Genomic DNA, 16,702 nt, shown 5'->3' with positions numbered 1-16,702 from the left:
AGAGAGCATGAAGTTTCTAGTTACCGGTGTTGCCGGGTTTATTGGCTACCACGTTGCAGAACGTTTGTTGGTGGCAGGGCATCAGGTGGTCGGTATCGATAATCTCAATGATTATTATGCCGTCAGCCTAAAACAGGCGCGTCTGGCTCAGTTGGCAGGTAAACCGGGGTTCACGTTTATCAAACTGGATTTGGCTGATCGCCAAGGGATCGCCACCCTGTTTGCCGAACACCAATTTGAACGGGTGATCCATTTGGGGGCGCAGGCAGGTGTACGTTATTCGCTCGACAACCCCCATGCGTATGCAGATGCAAACTTAACGGGGCACCTCAATATTCTTGAAGGGTGCCGCCATCATAAGGTAAGGCATTTGTTGTACGCCTCTTCCAGCTCTGTATATGGGCTCAACCGCAAGCTGCCTTTTGCCACGCAAGATTCGGTCGATCATCCCGTCTCTTTGTATGCGGCAACCAAAAAAGCTAATGAGTTGATGTCGCACAGTTATTCTCATCTTTATGGTTTGCCGACCACTGGCCTGCGTTTCTTTACCGTGTATGGCCCGTGGGGCAGACCAGATATGGCACTGTTTAAATTCACTAAAGCGATATTGGCGGGTGAAAGTATTGATGTGTATAACCATGGCGAAATGCACAGAGACTTTACCTATATTGATGATATTGTCGAGGCGATAGTGCGTTTACAGGCTGTTGTACCACAGCCAAACCCAGACTGGAACGTTGAACAAGGCTCTGCTGCAACCAGCTCTGCGCCATACCACGTTTATAATATTGGTAACAGCCGTCCAGTGAAACTGATGGCATACATTGATGCGTTGGAGCAGGCGCTAGGTATCACTGCGCGCAAGAATATGTTGCCCATGCAGCCGGGCGATGTGTTAGATACCGGTGCAGATACCGTTGCTCTTTATCAAACAATTGGGTTCAAACCGGCAACGCCGGTAGAAGAGGGCGTTCGGCGTTTTGTTGCTTGGTATAAAGACTATTACCACATTGATTAAAATAACCGATGCATCGCGTCCAATATCCCAATACAGTCCCCATTGTCAGCATCGTTGTCATCCCTTCTGAAAATGCACCTTAAAGGAGGTAAGAAATAAAAGGTATTTCCTCACTGAGTGTAAAGATAGCAGGTTGACAAAATTGCTGCCCTTAGAACATAAAGATCGTAGTTTGTGGTAGCCGGGTTTTGTTAACGATCTCAGAGTGCTGGAAGATTACTACATAATATCTACGGGGCTGCTGCTATGCAGCCCTTTTTGTACACAGAAAACCCCAGCTATGCTCAGTCAGCCTCTGGATCACCGCTTCATCACGTTGCGTATCCGGTTGATAACGAAACACCGTCCTGCTCAGCGATAACGTCCTGCATGCCTGGCGTATGCTCATCGTAAACTGCGTGGTCAGATAGCTGACGAGCTCACGCTTTATCGCGGGTTTTAAAGCTTTTTTCGATGACGTCTTTCAGCGCCCTGCATTCCAGACTCAGATCGGCGAACATCTGCTTCAGACGACGATTCTCGTCTTCAAGGTCTTTGATCTTTTTGATATCAGCGGCTTCCATCCCGCCATATTTCGCCTTCCAGTTGTAGTAGCTGGCTTCGGAAATAGCGGCCTCGCGACACACCTCTTTGACGGTCCTGCCAGCCTCGACTGATTTCAGGACGGCAATGATCTGGTGCTCGGTGAATCGGATCTTACGCATAGCGATCTCCTCAGGTGGACATAATCAGTATGTCGGAAGATCTCTAAAAGTGAATGGGCTGCTTTGGTGGGATACTTACAAGAACGTTGGAACATCTCATTGAGTGGAAAGGTAAGCCAGCAGCAATACGGTGTGATAATGGACCGGAATATACTAATAAGACATTGATATCATGGGCTTGCAAGCAAGGTATCCAGATTAACTTCATCCAGCCGGGTAACCCGCAGCAAAATGCCTCTATCGAGCGTTACAACCGAACGGTACGCTATGATTGGCTGGGACAACACCTGTTTTCATCACTGGATGAATTACAGGACTATGCCACGCAGTGGCAATGGTTTTATAATTACGAACGCCCCAATATGGCGTTGGATGGCTACACACCGGTGCAGCATAGACAACGCATGATCTGATTCTACTTATTACCTCCGTTAAAAACGGGGGGATTACCAGTGAGCGTTGTATCTAATCCTGGGGGCAGGTCAGACGAAGAATCCCCATTTTCAGCATCAAGGCGCATGCAAGGAGTTCACATGGCAATTTTAGTCACTGGCGGTGCTGGCTATATTGGTTCTCACACCGTTCTGGCGTTGTTGGAGCGGGGTGAGGATGTGGTGGTGTTAGACAACCTGTCAAACGCATCTGAACAATCATTGCATCGTGTAGAGCAGCTAACGGGCAAAGTGGCGATCTTCTATCAGGGCGATGTTCAGGATGCTGAGTGTCTGAACCGTATTTTCGATGGACATAAAATCTCTGCGGTGATTCACTTTGCTGGTTTGAAGGCGGTAGGTGAATCTGCTCATAAACCCCTAGAGTACTATCAGAATAACGTTTCCGGCACTCTGGTCTTGTTAGATGAAATGCGTCGTGCCGGTGTGCATCAGTTTATCTTCAGCTCTTCTGCAACCGTATATGGCGCGAATTCGCCGGTTCCCTATGTTGAAACAACTCCGATTGGTGGCACGACGAGTCCATATGGCACTTCTAAGCTGATGGTCGAGCAGATCCTGCAGGATTTTGCTAAAGCAGAACCACAGTTTTCTATTATTGCCTTGCGTTACTTCAATCCGGTTGGGGCGCATGAGTCAGGGCTGATTGGTGAAGATCCTAGTGGCATCCCGAATAACCTTTTGCCATATATTGCTCAGGTGGCGATCGGTAAATTGGAGAAATTAGGGATCTTTGGTGGTGATTATGCAACCAAAGACGGGACTGGTGTGCGTGATTATATCCACGTTATGGATCTGGCTGAAGGCCATTTGGTGGCGATGGATCATTTGCAGAAAATTAGCAGTTTCAAGGCGTATAATCTCGGTGCCGGTGTTGGATACTCGGTGTTGGATATGGTACATGCATTTGAGAAAGCCTCCGGTGTGACGATTCCTTATCAGATTTTGCCACGTCGCAGTGGGGATCTTCCGGCTTTCTGGGCTGATGCTAAACTGGTTAAGCAGGAGCTTGGTTGGGAAGTAAGGCGTGGTATTGATGCGATGATGCGTGATACTTGGAATTGGCAGAAGAAAAACCCTCAGGGTTATCGTTGAGCTAAGTTTAGCTACAATTGTCTGTATTCCGATAGCAGGACTTAGCCTGAAAGGGATATTATCAACGCCACCTGCTTTACAGGTGGCATACTTACTTTTTGGAAGCACCAACAGTTTTATATTGGCATCTTTGTTTTAGGAAAGGGGAATGCCAATAGTGGGGCTCAGTGAGCATCGTGGGCTCTAAGGTGCTGTGTCGGATGGCTTTCCATGGGCATCTGTACCACTATTCGGCTATTTCGATGGCTATCAGCACTAATCACTGAAGAGTCGTCAGCGTCTTCAACACGACTTTTGGGGCCGAATTTTTTCGGTTCTGGTAGGTAATCAATAATATCGCACTTCGGGCTGTAGCCAGCGACATATTCCAGCAAAATTTGGCGAATCGCTTCCAACTGGTTGTTGGAGCAAGCCTTGCTGAGGTTAACGAGAACTTTATCCATCAGTGGGCGAGACAGATAGCTTTCGTGTGCTTTCATGATGCGGGGATGCGAAGTCCCTGTAACATCACCACCAATTAGCAACTCCTCATACAACTTTTCACCAGGTCGAAGACCAGTGAAGATAATTTCGATGTCGCCAAATGGGTTACTTGTATCTTTTACAGTAAAACCACTGAGATTTACCATTCTACATGCAAGATCAATGATTTTTACCGGCTCACCCATATCAAGTACAAAGACCTCGCCGTTGCCACCTAAGGCACCTGCTTGGATCACGAGTTGTGATGCTTCGGGAATAGTCATGAAGTAGCGAATGATTTCTGGGTGTGTTACTGTTATCGGCCCTCCATGTGCAATCTGCTGGCGAAATAAGGGTACAACAGACCCTGAAGAGCCAAGCACATTTCCAAATCGAACGATACTGAAACGCGTGGGTACCGAGCTGTCACTTGCGAGCGACTGTAATACCAGTTCTGCCATCCGCTTACTGGCCCCCATAACATTAGTGGGGCGCACTGCCTTGTCAGTTGAGATAAGTACAAATGTCTCAACGTTTGCAGAAATCGCTGCTAGCGCAGCTGCTTGAGTGCCGAATACGTTATTGACGACCCCTTCAATCATATTACATTCAACGAGTGGCACATGTTTGTATGCGGCGGCATGGTACATAGTTTGAATCCCATACTGGCGCATGATGTTAGCAAGCCGTTCCTCATTTTGAACCGAACCAAGCATTGGCAACACTTTGATGTCAAGTTTGTGAGTTTGCACTGTCAATCGTAACTCGCGTTCGATGTTATAGAGCGCGAATTCCGACAATTCATACAACACCAGAATTGATGGTCGGTTTGCAAGTATTTGTCGACACAGCTCGCTACCGATCGATCCCCCAGCTCCCGTTACCATTACTGCTTTGCCCACGATATTCGCGGCAAGCAGATGTTGATCAGGCGGAACAGCATCACGCCCAAGCAACTCATCGACTTCTACTTCCCGCACATCACTCATTTTTACTTTGCCGCCCATGATCTGAACAAAACTTGGTACAACTTGTACACGAACATGCAGTGGTACCAGTTTGTTGATGATTTCAATGCGGTGATTATGAGGAGCGGACGGCATTGCGAGCATAACTTCGCTGACATCGAACTTATGGATCAACGACTCAAGACGGTCAGGTGAATAGACCGTAATGCCATTAATCGCGAGGCCACGTTGACCAATTTCGTCATCAACAAAGGCAACAGGATGATAATTACGGTTGATACGTAACACCATTGCTAATTGTTGACCCGCATTACCAGCACCGTAAATAATTACCCGACGGCGCCCTGGTTGGTATTCCAACTGGTGCAACACTATACGTGCTACGAAACGGCTTACGCAGATTGTGAAAGTCGATAGTACCCAGTAAATTGTAAGCGCACCGCGTGGAATATTAGGTAAGCCTAAAAATGCATAGACACCCGCGAAAACCATTACTGAGATCGATACTGCCAACAGGATTGTTATCATTGCGCGATCGCCAAGGAATCGAATCACCGCACGATACAAGCCCATTCTGATAAAAATAGGAATTGCGACCAACGAAGGCAGGAAGAATATCCACCAGCTATATGCATTCGCTGCATCCCAACTGTTCAAACGAAGTCCAATTGAAGCCCATAGTGAGAATGGCAGTAACAGGCAATCTGCTGCAATAATGAGCATCTGCTTGGTGGTTCTGGACCAACTGGAAATATTTATTGTCATACTATATTCCTAATGCGATACACCGTCTCGCTGCATCACTTTAACTGCGGTGAGTACGAGAATTTTCATGTCAAAGGTTATGGACTGCTTGTTCGCGTACTCTTCGTCAAACTTCACCTTGACTGGAATTGGAAGCTCGTCACGGCCATTCACTTGCGCCCAGCCAGTCAAACCGGGACGTAATAGATGGGCGCCTTTTTCAGTTCGGAGAGCGATCAGATCATCCTGATTGAATAGCGCTGGGCGAGGGCCAACAAAACTCATATCCCCTACCAGAATCGACCATAATTGAGGCAATTCGTCGAGGCTACTTTTACGCAAAAAGCCACCTATAGGTGTTAAATGTGCATCAGGGTTGGTCAATAGATGCGTGGCAACCGCTGGTGTACCAACCAGCATGGAACGAAATTTCGGCATATTGAAGATAGCATTATCTCTGCCCACCCTTTTTGACCAGTATAAAATAGGTCCTGAGGAAGTTAGTTTGATCGCTAGTGCAACTAACAATGCGGGCACTACAATTACGCATAACACAACGATGCCTAATGTGAGATCGAATAAGCGCTTTATCATTCCGTTTCTCGTGCCGAAAGAAAGTGTGAAATCGTGCGTTCGAGCGCCTGATTGACAGAAACGCGAGGCTGCCATCCAAGCAACGTTTTGGCGTGATTAATATCCACCTGTAATGAGCCCGTAAGACGATCAATGGTACTTTGTTTACCGGTCAGAATACCCAGTAGATGTAGTATAGAAGGTGGAACAGGAATCAGACGAGCAGGGCGACCCATCGCCGACCCAAGCTTGCGCGCAAGCGCTGGGGTGGACAAATCGTCACCATCTGAAACAAGGAACATTTGACCGGCAGCTGCGTTATGTTGAAGAGTGGTTATAAGAAAATCTACAAGATTATCTATGGCTACCATACTTCGTGCATTATGAATTGCACCGATTGGCAGTGGAATACCACGGGCGACAGCCCCCATCAAATTCCTGAAGTTTGCTTTCACACCTGGGCCATAGACCAGTGGTGGCCTAACGACAACGACCTCAAGCGAAGTATGTCGTGCCAGTTCCCAAAGAGCCTGTTCTGCTTCGTGTTTTGAGACGCCGTAGGGATCCACGGGGGCAGCCGTGTCAGATTCAGCGTAAGGCTTGACTGTAGTGGCTTCACCATTCACCTTTACTGAACTGACGAATACAAAACGTCTTACTCCTGCTGCCAACGCCTGGTGTGCAAGATTGATAGTACCTTCAACGTTAATACGACGAAACGCAGCCAGCGGATCACTTTCGCGTTCATTCATCACATGAACGCGAGCAGCAAGGTGTACGATATCTGTGATATTGCTCAACGCTTTTGTCCAATCAGTATCTGGTGCAAGCTCTCCAACCCCGATCAACTTGCCTTGTGCGACACGCCCAGTACCAACGAATGGAATACCCCGTGCAGTCAGTTCATTGCAAAGCTCACGCCCAATGAAACCATTTGCCCCTGTCACAAGTACGTTCATATTAGTTTTTTAGCGGGGACGAAACTGTACAACGTCCCACGCTTTCTCCTCTGTAAAATTCAAGCATAGCCTCAACCAGCCGCTGTTGCGAAAAGCGAGTTACTGTACGTTGATAAGCAGCTTGTCCTAAAGTAGCTCTTTGCGATTCGTCACGCGCCAACATTTCCATTAATACTTCCATTTCCTGCTTATCTCTGACTTTATGCAAGAGGCCTGTTTTGCCATCTTCCACTGCATCAGTCACTCCATATATACGCGAGGCGATGGTTGGTAATCCTGCGGCTGCTGCCTCAATAATTACGGTACCGAAACCTTCGCGATAACTTGGTAAACAGAATATATCCGCTGTTGACATATAGCTCTCAGGCGAAGTCGTGAAGCCGACCCTGTGTACCCTTCCTTTTGTCACACTGCGAGCGTTTTCGATTGATTGTTCATAGTCAGCTTCTAAGGGGCCGACGATCATTAAATGTGCGTCAGTAATTCGGGAAGCAACTCCCATAAAAGCATCCAACAATTCAGAGATGCCTTTTTCTGTAGTAACTCTCCCAAGGAAAAGAAACACAGTGGCATTTTGTGGGATGCCGAATTCAGTACGAATCTCTTGCCTGATAATAGCGTTGCGACCAAATTTGCCAATATCAACGCCACTTATTGAACCATCCGCCAGCACTTCAATGCGATGTCTCATAACAATGCCTTGCTCAACCAGATAATCGAGTTGTGACATACTGTCAGTCAATAATCGGGTTGCACAGATGCACAACAATTTGTCCATGAGTTTTAGCACGGCACGCATAATACCGGTTCGTGTTGCCCACACTTGGCCGGTAAATGAATGGAAACGATGCTTAGTTCCTACCAATCTAGCAGCTAACATGCCAAGTAAGCCGGACTTTGGCATTAGTGTATGTACTGCTGTGAAGTTGCCAGCACGCAAAAATCGATAAAGCCAGAGTACGCACTGAAAATCTTTCCAGAAAGATATGTTACGTTGGATGGGGTATCCAACAAAAGAAACATGTTCACCGAGAAGGTTTTGAAGCTCACCTGCTTCACCGTTGCAGACAAGCACTATTTCATACTCTTTCGCCAAGGCTTCGATATGAGGCCCCATAAAAACTCTCAGTGGTGTGGCGGTGGTTGACACAATACACAGTCGTTGACGTGTCATAACAATATATGACCTCTTCTTAGTAGATGAGTTAATGAGTGTCTCAACTCACATCTTGGCTCAACATCGCGCGGGCTCGATCGGCCACTGAAATTAAGGGGATGATACCAAGTTCCTTACGGACGAGTTGCGAAGAATAAGTTGTACGCCCAACCAATGCATTAATGCGTTGTTGAGTTAACGGAAACCCAGGAACTATTCTGCCCAGAGTTGCGCTTAATCTAGCAACACGTTCAGGTATACGTAAGTACGGTACAGGTACACCCAGCGCTGCAGCTGAAGCTTCAACCAGTTCCTCTAGTGAACAATCGTTCGATACGTTGAACACTCGGTTCTGCGCTGCACTCTGAACCGCACTGGCAAGTAAAACTGAGACAACATCGTCGATATGCACGTAATTGGCCATTGCACCTGTTTTACCAATGTAGAAGAACAAACGTCTGCGAATCATCGACAATAAACTACGCAACGAGTTGTTTGTCATCGCTTCACCGAACACATTTGTAGGACGTACGATCGTATAACTGAGAAAATCCTGTTTGCCTGCTGCAATCACTAACTCATCCGAACGAGTCTTAGTGATTTCATAGGGACTAACAGGTGCAAGCCGATGAGTTTCGTCAACAATGCGTACTTCATTCGGACTGCGTGGTGGCCCATATGCTCCAACGCTACTCAAATGAACCCAATGTAGGGGTTTACTACGCCGTTCCGCGTCTTGTTGTGCGGCATTGAGCAAACGGAGAGTACCGCCAACATGTAGCATTTCCATCAATTCAGGTCGGTATAATTCCCCTGCGCAATGAAATAATGTGTCACAACCATTCAGCAGAGGAAGCAAATTGTCTTGTTCACGACATAAGTCACCCCGTATAACACGAACCCGGCCTGCGAATTGTGGGGGGGCAGCTTGACGTGAGAGAATTGTTACATTTGCGCCTGCGTTCAACAAATGTTCTACGACACGGCGACCAATAAAGCCACTCGCGCCAGTTACGGATGCATGCATAATCTGTTTCCGAATAGAATTCCTACTACTTAAGTTGGGAGCATCAAAAAATTAAAAAATATGCAAACATTATACATGCGGATAGGGCTGCTAAAAACATCGCGGCTGGTCGCACGCTAACCGGTGTTAAACCTACCGCAAGCAGCGGCATCAATTGCCAACTCAACAGAGCAATGCGATCACTGAATGGAATATAACCAACCAAGAAAAAGAATCCATTTAGGGTTAAATAAACTTTCAACAGAAAGATACAATCGTTGCTTATCTGGAGTTTAAATGACTTAAAGGTGAACAATGCAATGATTGGCAATGCACTAAATGCTAAAAACCGAAATTTGAAACTCATATCGTACGTGTCGGTTAATCTTCCCGTCAAATAGGAAAAATAGTAGGGGAATTTTTCCTGCAAACTCACTGAAGGGAGAGTAGCCGCTATTGTAATCAGGGTTTGTGGAATTGACAAAATTGCACATATAACACAGAACGCCCAGAAAACTAATAATAAGCGCAGCCCTATTCTACAGCGCAGCAGCAAAAATATAGGCATATAGATAGCTATGCTGAAATGAAACATTGCACCCAGTGCTAGCAATGCTAACGATTTGTACTTGCGTAAAGATATCTCCGCGTCAAGAGCGTAAATAACGAACACAAGTGCAAGACCCTGCCGAAGTACGTTGATACTCAGCGAATAGAAGAATGGAAAACTAAGCCAAAGAACTATAAGGTAGAAGCGATCCCGAAATAGCGGACTATGTTTACCAGTTCTGCAAGTTAATCCTAAAAATATTAGGGTAAAAATCAGGCAGAAATAGAAATTCGCCGAGTTCGTCAGCTTGGCTATAAGCCATGTAAAAGCCAGAAAGACTGGCTCTACTCGCTCGAACCCCGCAGGAATGCCCATGTCGTACGACAGATATGAAAAAAGTAACTCGTATGCTGGTTTATCTGCAGCGATACCTATGTTATCTACTGACAGATAGACAGATACGATCAGTATTGTGAAGACGATATAAAGCCCAGTCCAGCAAATCTGATTAAGCGACTGTTGGATTGCAGGTTGGCTCATGGTATAGGGTTTAGGTTGCATCTAACGGATACGCTTCTGTGGTCCCACTGCGCGACGTACTCTAATAACCTCACGTACGCGCGCCAGATCAAAGGCCCTGATGTTACGAAACAAAAACCAAAGCATGCTAGGGGACACTGTGCGAATTGCTCTGTGATAGTTAAATATGCTGAGAAGCGCGTGAGCGTAAATGTCTTTATTCAGTCCAGAAAGAGTATTGAAGTGCTCTATTAGGTGGCCTATCAGGATCTGGTATGAACGTTGACGGCCTTTACGAGAAGCGAGATAAGCAGCATTAGACTCGTTGCACCGATACTCCACCAGCACACGATTAATAAAACAGGCCCTTGTGCCTGGTTGGCTTAGGTATTCCATTGTGAAGAACCACTCCATGAAATCACCTTGATATTCACGAGTAGTTCGAGCGTTAGCGCGATACATGTACGAACTATGAACTGCAATTGTTCCCCAACGGGCGTTTTGGTCTTGAGTATAGAATATAAGATCTCTACCATCAGGTAACGCACCGGTTTTAGTGACGTAACTACGATCATCACTGAAATAACGTGCCCGATGATTAACAAGTACGCATTCTGGATGTGAGTTTAAGATATCCACTTGGGCCTGTAGTTTTCCGGGTAACATTAGATCGTCACCGTCGATATGCGCGATATACTCACCACGTGCCGCATTATGCACACGGAAATAGTTGCGTGCTGGCCCAACGTTTTCGGTGTTTGGTAGCACTCTGATCAATTCAGGATAGAGGAGTGCGTATTCATCGACTATTGTTCGTGTCCCATCTGGCGAAAAATCATCTGAGATAACAATCTCATATGGGACATCAATTTTTTGCGTCAGAATACTTTCCAAGCAATCGCCGATGTAATTTTTCTGGTTATAACAGGAAACAACAATTGAAAGCTTCGGCATTATAAAATAGTCTCTAGATAAATCTTTTTGAGCGAATTCGATTGTAAATCATTAAGCCAGCAAGACATAACATGAAATAAGAAAAGTTCGACAATGCGTATGCTGCAAATACCCCTTGTGCTCCTCCAATTCGTAAGAACAGAGAAAACATCACGATATAAAGCAACGACTGGACGACTTCGCAGGCCACATAAATTTTTGTGGCAGCCTTCGCTACCGCCAAAAATCCGATAACATAGGCACCGATCCGGAAAAAATCCCCGATCAATTGATAACACAATAATTTCGGTGCAATATAGAAATCTCTTGAAAGAAGTATCGTAAATACCCAATCACGTAGAAAGTAAATTACAATTGCGGAACAGCCAAAAACAAACAGTATGCTACCAAGCGTTCTCAGTACATATTTGATTATCCGCTTATTTTCTAGCAGACTTGACAGCGTTGGCATGTAGTAGACAGCGAGGAAACTGGTAAATAGACTGAGATATGCATACGACAGTCTTTGAACACCTTGCCATGTACCTGCACTTTCCCAACCCGCAGACTTGAAGAGCTCGGTGCGGATGTATATCTCAACCAGCGGCATTGTGGCCACGGAAAAGAGTTGCATCAGACTAAATTGGCTCAGTTTCGATGCTTCTTCACGATGAAACGTGAGTTGGCATGGCTTGATCCTGACGAGCTGGCGTAATTCGTGAGCCGCAGGAATCAACATACCGGCTTGTAGCACGACCATTGCAACCACCGCGCCGGGCAGGCGGAAATGGCTGACAAGGAAATAGCACGGTGTGATACCGATGATAGAGCCGATCGTCAGAATACGCGAGAACCTCTGTGTTTGGCGTAAACCATTAACGATACCGGTCGCGAAATTGATGTAGGCAAAAACGAATTGAGCAAGGCCGACGAAAATTATTAGATTTTGGTATTGGCTGTCTCCAAACAATTTAATAGAAATAGCCTGCGCACCCACAACGAAAATTACTGCAAGCGTTGCCGACACCATGATCGAATACGTCCATGCTGTTGAGAGAAACCGGGCAAGTTGAGAAGCAGAATTTTCGTATTGTGCTACATATTTGGTTATGCCGATATTGATTCCGCCACCAGCAAACACAAAAAGGATCGACAATAAGTTCATAAAATGCCCGAGCTTGCCGACCCCTTCTACCCCTAACTGTATCACTACGATCTTCAATACAATAAGACCGCAAGCCATACGAGTAAGCTGTGCTATCGCACTCGCCATCGATGCCTTGAACCAGCCAACTGACATTATTTCCGTCCTCGAAGAACTGTTCGCCAACTCCCATTGATAAAAGGGGGAAGGTTATGACTCGCTCTCGCATTTCCAGCTAAGCGATCTTTTTTCTTTGTTAATACATTGTATGAAAAATAAAGCACTTTCGAAATCAGGTACCAGTGGTAAAAACTTGCATAAATTTCACAGGTAATATGGTAGGTCTTCAAAGTGGAGGGCTCAATATTTCTTAGAACCAAGCGAATCGAGAAATCGCATCTCAATGAAACAGAAATTCTGCATGATGAAAACCGGTACAGAGTTGCTTTTTATTTGCTTTAAAATGTCAGGCAGGTTTAGTTTCTCTAGCTAACCTAACGGTATGTTTTAACAGCACCCAGCCAATGCCAGAAATTAACCCCAATAATGCGCCCAGCACTAATATCACATTGCGTTTAGGTGCATCACGCTGAGTAGGTAATAAGGGTGTTAATTCATAAGAGTACGATTGTGCATTGGCTTTTTTTTGTTTTAATGCTGCCAGTTGCTGTAATTCATTTTCAATCTGGTAATAGCGTACTGGATACGAGGGTTCTGATTGTTGCAATTGTTGTAACTCAGCGTTGAGTATTTTTTCCCCTAGCATAAAGCGGTATTTAGTATCTGATTCTATATTACGATTTTTGTAGGTAATGCCTGAAATGGGAGAGTTATCAAGATCACTTTTTTGTGCTATAATCAGATCACTTTTTAATGCTTTTATTTCCGCATCGCGTTTTGCATTGACATCAAAAATAATATCCTGACGTTCTTTTTGCAGAGTGTTAACCCAAGCTTGGATGCTATTCAAAAACTCAGAGTTAACTACAGAAAATGTTTTTTCATTTGTTACTTGAATATAATTATCTAACAACTGTTTTGCTGTAGTAGCACTGTCTGCCTGCATTGAAATTGTTAATCCTAACTCGCCCTTTACATTATCTGTCGCTTTAACGTTTAACTTTTTTTCTGCTGCATTAATAAGCCAAGCCTGCTTTTCTTCTGAATTATTCAGGTTGGCAACATTTTTTTTGTAATAATCACTTTGTTGCAAAAAAGACATCTTTTCATCAATCATTCCTGAGAAAGCAGTAAACTCACTAAATAGTTGTTTACTTAACTTTTCTGGTTCGACACTTTGCTGAAGTACCAATCCATAGTTACGACGTAATTCTAAATAATCACCCAATTGAGCAATGCGTGGAGGTAATAACACGGCATTTGCAGTCCATTTTTGCTTAGCAGTGAAAGCATATATTGCTGCAAGCAACGTGAAGCATATTATTACAGCGATGATAAACCAACGCTTACGCCATAACACTTGTAATAAGGCAAAGAGATCTTTCTCATTATGATTACTATTTAATGGGGTAGACAGAAGAAAACTATCCACTTGAGTATCTGTGTTATGTAACACAGATGAAGAGAATCGCTGGGGCATAACACATCCTATCGCCGTATAAAATCAGAACATTCAGATTCAGTGAGAGAAGATAAGTTTTATCTTGGGATACACAACATTTATTTAGGCACGCTACCGCCCTTGGCCTTAAGCAACCAAAGTACCTGAAATCAGCTCTGTACGGCGCTGACTAGATTAATTGCGCCGATTGTCAAGTCTCCATCCATTGTCGTTTTAGACTTTAGATAGAATTATTTACAAAGAGTATATCATAGCATTCACCAAACTCTTTTTCAGCAAAAACCATCAATAAAAATGTGATGAAAAGTATTCAAATACAGATAATACACTATTGATAAGTTCAATAAATACAAAAAGTTACTGATGGTGTGAGCATGTTTGAATTAAATGGTATCTTTCTTCAACTGTTGTTTGAGTTCAATGTAGTCTGCTGGTGTATTTATTGTACAGGATTTACAAAATCAACGATCAGATATTCATGGCATATTTAGCGTAAAACTTGGTATTGAGTAACCGACTGAAATAATTAAATCATCAGACTTTAGGGTATTCACCGATAGGCAGCGGCATGAATGTTTTTCGTCCAATCAAATGAGATGGTTGATCTGGATATTATTTTACCATTTTATACTGTTTTTTGAGGGTGTAATCATGGATATCGGAGTGGATTTGTAAGCGTTTATTTATTTAACATATTGATTTATATGTAAATAATTATTGATTGCACTAAAAATGCTCACAACTTCTGTTCAGTGTTCGTCACTATATTTCTAATCGGGTAAGGATTTTCTCTCCCTTCATCCGTTGAGCAAAAAGGGAGTTATGGTAGTGTCGAGTAGGCTGTATTCCTTCATTTGACAGTCGTCTAAAAAAGAACCTAATACACCCAAGCTTTATCATCGACAGGTAGGTAGTTTCTGGTTGTTTTTTCAAATCATGTGGTAATACGGCGATTTTCTTTCAAAAAACTAAAACAGTGTTTAACGACATTGCTCTTGCGATGCATTTTACTACCAAATCGAACTCGATCATTACCATGAAATTTTTCATTTGATCTGTAAAGAATGGTCCGTTCTGGAGGTAAAAAGAAGCTTGTAACGAGATTTAAGTTACTTTTCTTATCATGTTATTGATAACTTAGGGACATAGCTTAAAGTCCTGTATTTATCTTATTGATTTGTATAAGAATTAAATTAGAGACACTGCCTGGAAGTGGTTGGAGTTCATTCATAACATTCTGTGATCTATCGCACCAATCACTACCCACTGCGTTCAATCCTGAGTTAACATGTGCGCCACATCAAAAAAACCTGTTGGCTTAAAGCCGTGATACAGGTGCTATCTTCAGACAGGAGTTCCTAATGTCCAAACAGCAAATCGGCGTTGTCGGCATGGCGGTGATGGGCCGCAATCTGGCATTGAACATCGAAAGCCGTGGTTATACCGTGTCTATCTTTAACCGTTCTGGCGATAAAACTGATGAAGTTATTGCTGAGAATCCAGGTAAAAACCTGGCTCCGTACTATAGCGTTGAAGAGTTTGTCGAATCGTTGGAAAAACCACGCCGCATTTTGTTGATGGTAAAAGCGGGTGAAGCAACGGACAAAACCATTGCTTCCCTGACTCCGCACCTGGAAAAAGGCGATATCCTGATCGACGGCGGTAACACCTACTATCAGGACACCATCCGCCGCAACCGTGAGCTGTCTGCTCAGGGTTTTAACTTTATTGGCACCGGTGTTTCCGGTGGCGAGGAAGGGGCGCTGAAAGGGCCTTCTATCATGCCGGGTGGCCAGAAAGAAGCCTATGAATTGGTAGCGCCAATTCTGAAGAAGATTGCTGCCGTGGCTGAAGGCGAGCCTTGTGTGACCTATATCGGTGCTGACGGTGCTGGCCATTACGTGAAAATGGTGCACAACGGTATTGAATACGGTGATATGCAGTTGATTGCAGAAGCCTACTCATTGCTGAAACAGGCGCTGAATCTCAGCAATGAACAGTTGGCGGAAACCTTTGCCGAGTGGAACAAGGGCGAGCTGAACAGCTACCTGATTGACATCACCAAAGACATCTTCACCAAGAAAGACGAAGAGGGTAACTATCTGGTTGACGTGATCCTGGATGAAGCAGCCAACAAAGGCACTGGCAAGTGGACCAGCCAGAGCTCTTTGGATCTGGGTGAACCGCTGTCGCTGATCACCGAGTCGGTGTTTGCACGTTACTTATCCTCGCTGAAAGATCAGCGGGTTGCGGCATCTAAAGTGTTGGCCGGCCCGAAAGTAGCGGCTTTCAGCGGTGATAAAGCCGAGTTTGTGGAAAAAGTGCGCCGCGCGCTGTACCTGGGCAAAATTGTTTCCTATGCGCAGGGTTTCTCGCAACTGAAAGCAGCTTCTCTGGAAAACAACTGGGATCTGCATTACGGTGAGATCGCCAAGATTTTCCGTGCGGGTTGCATCATCCGTGCCCAATTCTTGCAAAAGATTACCGATGCTTATGCGGAAAATGCAGGCATTGCTAACCTGCTGCTGGCTCCTTACTTCAAGCAGATTGCTGACGAATATCAACAGGCGCTGCGTGATGTGGTGTCGTATGCGGTGCAGAACGGTATCCCAACGCCAACCTTCTTTGCGGCTATTGCCTACTACGACAGCTACCGCTCTGCGGTGCTGCCAGCTAACCTGATTCAGGCGCAGCGTGACTACTTCGGTGCTCACACTTACAAACGTATTGATAAAGAAGGTGTGTTCCATACCGAATGGATGGAATAATCCTGAGAGTTGAACGATAAAAAAAGCCACCGAGGTTAACGCCCGGTGGCTTTTTTAGTTTCTGCCAGA

At 44.9% G+C, this 16,702-nt stretch carries 12 protein-coding genes and 2 pseudogenes; 4 read left to right on the top strand and 10 right to left on the bottom strand.

The genetic code is table 11. The annotated features are described in order from the left end of the window. Nucleotides 1-7 precede the first annotated feature (7 nt). Entirely contained in the window at nt 8-1,018 is a 1,011-nt protein-coding gene (locus Z042_RS19480; RefSeq protein ID WP_024911799.1) for an NAD-dependent epimerase, read from the top strand. A 283-nt stretch (nt 1,019-1,301) separates the two neighbouring features. On the opposite strand, the pseudogene Z042_RS25750 reads toward Z042_RS19480, so the two are convergent. Continuing rightward, nucleotides 1,302-1,722, bottom strand: a pseudogene (locus Z042_RS25750) (transposase); the annotation flags it as partial. Between the two features lie 80 nt (nt 1,723-1,802). Here Z042_RS25750 and Z042_RS19470 point away from each other — a divergent pair. Next, nucleotides 1,803-2,135 (top strand): annotated as a pseudogene (locus Z042_RS19470) (integrase core domain-containing protein); the annotation flags it as partial. Between the two features lie 120 nt (nt 2,136-2,255). Next, nucleotides 2,256-3,269: a UDP-glucose 4-epimerase GalE gene (galE, locus tag Z042_RS19465; protein WP_024911802.1), complete on the top strand. Its 1,014-nt coding sequence runs from the start codon at nt 2,256-2,258 to the stop codon at nt 3,267-3,269. Between the two features lie 164 nt (nt 3,270-3,433). Here the strand turns inward: galE and Z042_RS19460 are convergent, their stop codons facing one another. From Z042_RS19460 to Z042_RS19420, 9 genes are all read right to left on the bottom strand, one after another. Continuing rightward, a complete protein-coding gene (locus Z042_RS19460; protein WP_024911803.1) occupies nt 3,434-5,464 on the bottom strand; it encodes a polysaccharide biosynthesis protein in 2,031 nt (676 codons plus the stop codon). Nucleotides 5,465-5,473: 9 nt separating this feature from the next. Continuing rightward, nucleotides 5,474-6,037: a sugar transferase gene (locus Z042_RS19455; RefSeq protein WP_236849196.1), complete on the bottom strand. Its 564-nt coding sequence runs from the start codon at nt 6,035-6,037 to the stop codon at nt 5,474-5,476. Further along, the gene (locus tag Z042_RS19450; protein ID WP_024911805.1) at nt 6,034-6,975 is read right to left on the bottom strand and encodes a UDP-glucose 4-epimerase family protein; all 942 of its coding nucleotides are present in this window, start codon (nt 6,973-6,975) and stop codon (nt 6,034-6,036) included. Before Z042_RS19450 ends, Z042_RS19455 begins: the two co-directional genes overlap by 4 nt. A gap of 1 nt (nt 6,976) precedes the next feature. After that, nucleotides 6,977-8,149: a glycosyltransferase family 4 protein gene (locus tag Z042_RS19445; protein ID WP_024911806.1), complete on the bottom strand. Its 1,173-nt coding sequence runs from the start codon at nt 8,147-8,149 to the stop codon at nt 6,977-6,979. Between the two features lie 43 nt (nt 8,150-8,192). Further along, the gene (locus Z042_RS19440) at nt 8,193-9,158 is read right to left on the bottom strand and encodes an NAD-dependent epimerase/dehydratase family protein (RefSeq protein WP_024911807.1); all 966 of its coding nucleotides are present in this window, start codon (nt 9,156-9,158) and stop codon (nt 8,193-8,195) included. Nucleotides 9,159-9,201: 43 nt separating this feature from the next. After that, nucleotides 9,202-10,248: an EpsG family protein gene (locus tag Z042_RS19435; protein ID WP_024911808.1), complete on the bottom strand. Its 1,047-nt coding sequence runs from the start codon at nt 10,246-10,248 to the stop codon at nt 9,202-9,204. After that, nucleotides 10,249-11,160, bottom strand: coding sequence for a glycosyltransferase family 2 protein (locus tag Z042_RS19430; RefSeq protein ID WP_024911809.1), 912 nt, complete (start codon nt 11,158-11,160; stop codon nt 10,249-10,251). 13 nt (nt 11,161-11,173) lie between these two features. Continuing rightward, nucleotides 11,174-12,439: an O-antigen translocase gene (locus Z042_RS19425; protein ID WP_024911810.1), complete on the bottom strand. Its 1,266-nt coding sequence runs from the start codon at nt 12,437-12,439 to the stop codon at nt 11,174-11,176. Between the two features lie 310 nt (nt 12,440-12,749). Further along, entirely contained in the window at nt 12,750-13,883 is a 1,134-nt protein-coding gene (locus Z042_RS19420) for an LPS O-antigen chain length determinant protein WzzB (protein WP_024911811.1), read from the bottom strand. A gap of 1,343 nt (nt 13,884-15,226) precedes the next feature. Here Z042_RS19420 and gndA point away from each other — a divergent pair. Continuing rightward, on the top strand, nt 15,227-16,633 hold the full coding sequence (gene gndA / locus Z042_RS19415) for an NADP-dependent phosphogluconate dehydrogenase (RefSeq protein ID WP_024911812.1): 1,407 nt from the start codon (nt 15,227-15,229) through the stop codon (nt 16,631-16,633). Nucleotides 16,634-16,702 lie beyond the last annotated feature (69 nt).

Source organism: Chania multitudinisentens RB-25 (assembly GCF_000520015.2).
In the GTDB taxonomy this organism is placed as follows: Bacteria; Pseudomonadota; Gammaproteobacteria; order Enterobacterales; family Enterobacteriaceae; genus Chania; species Chania multitudinisentens.
This window is presented reverse-complemented; position numbering and strand designations above follow the sequence as displayed.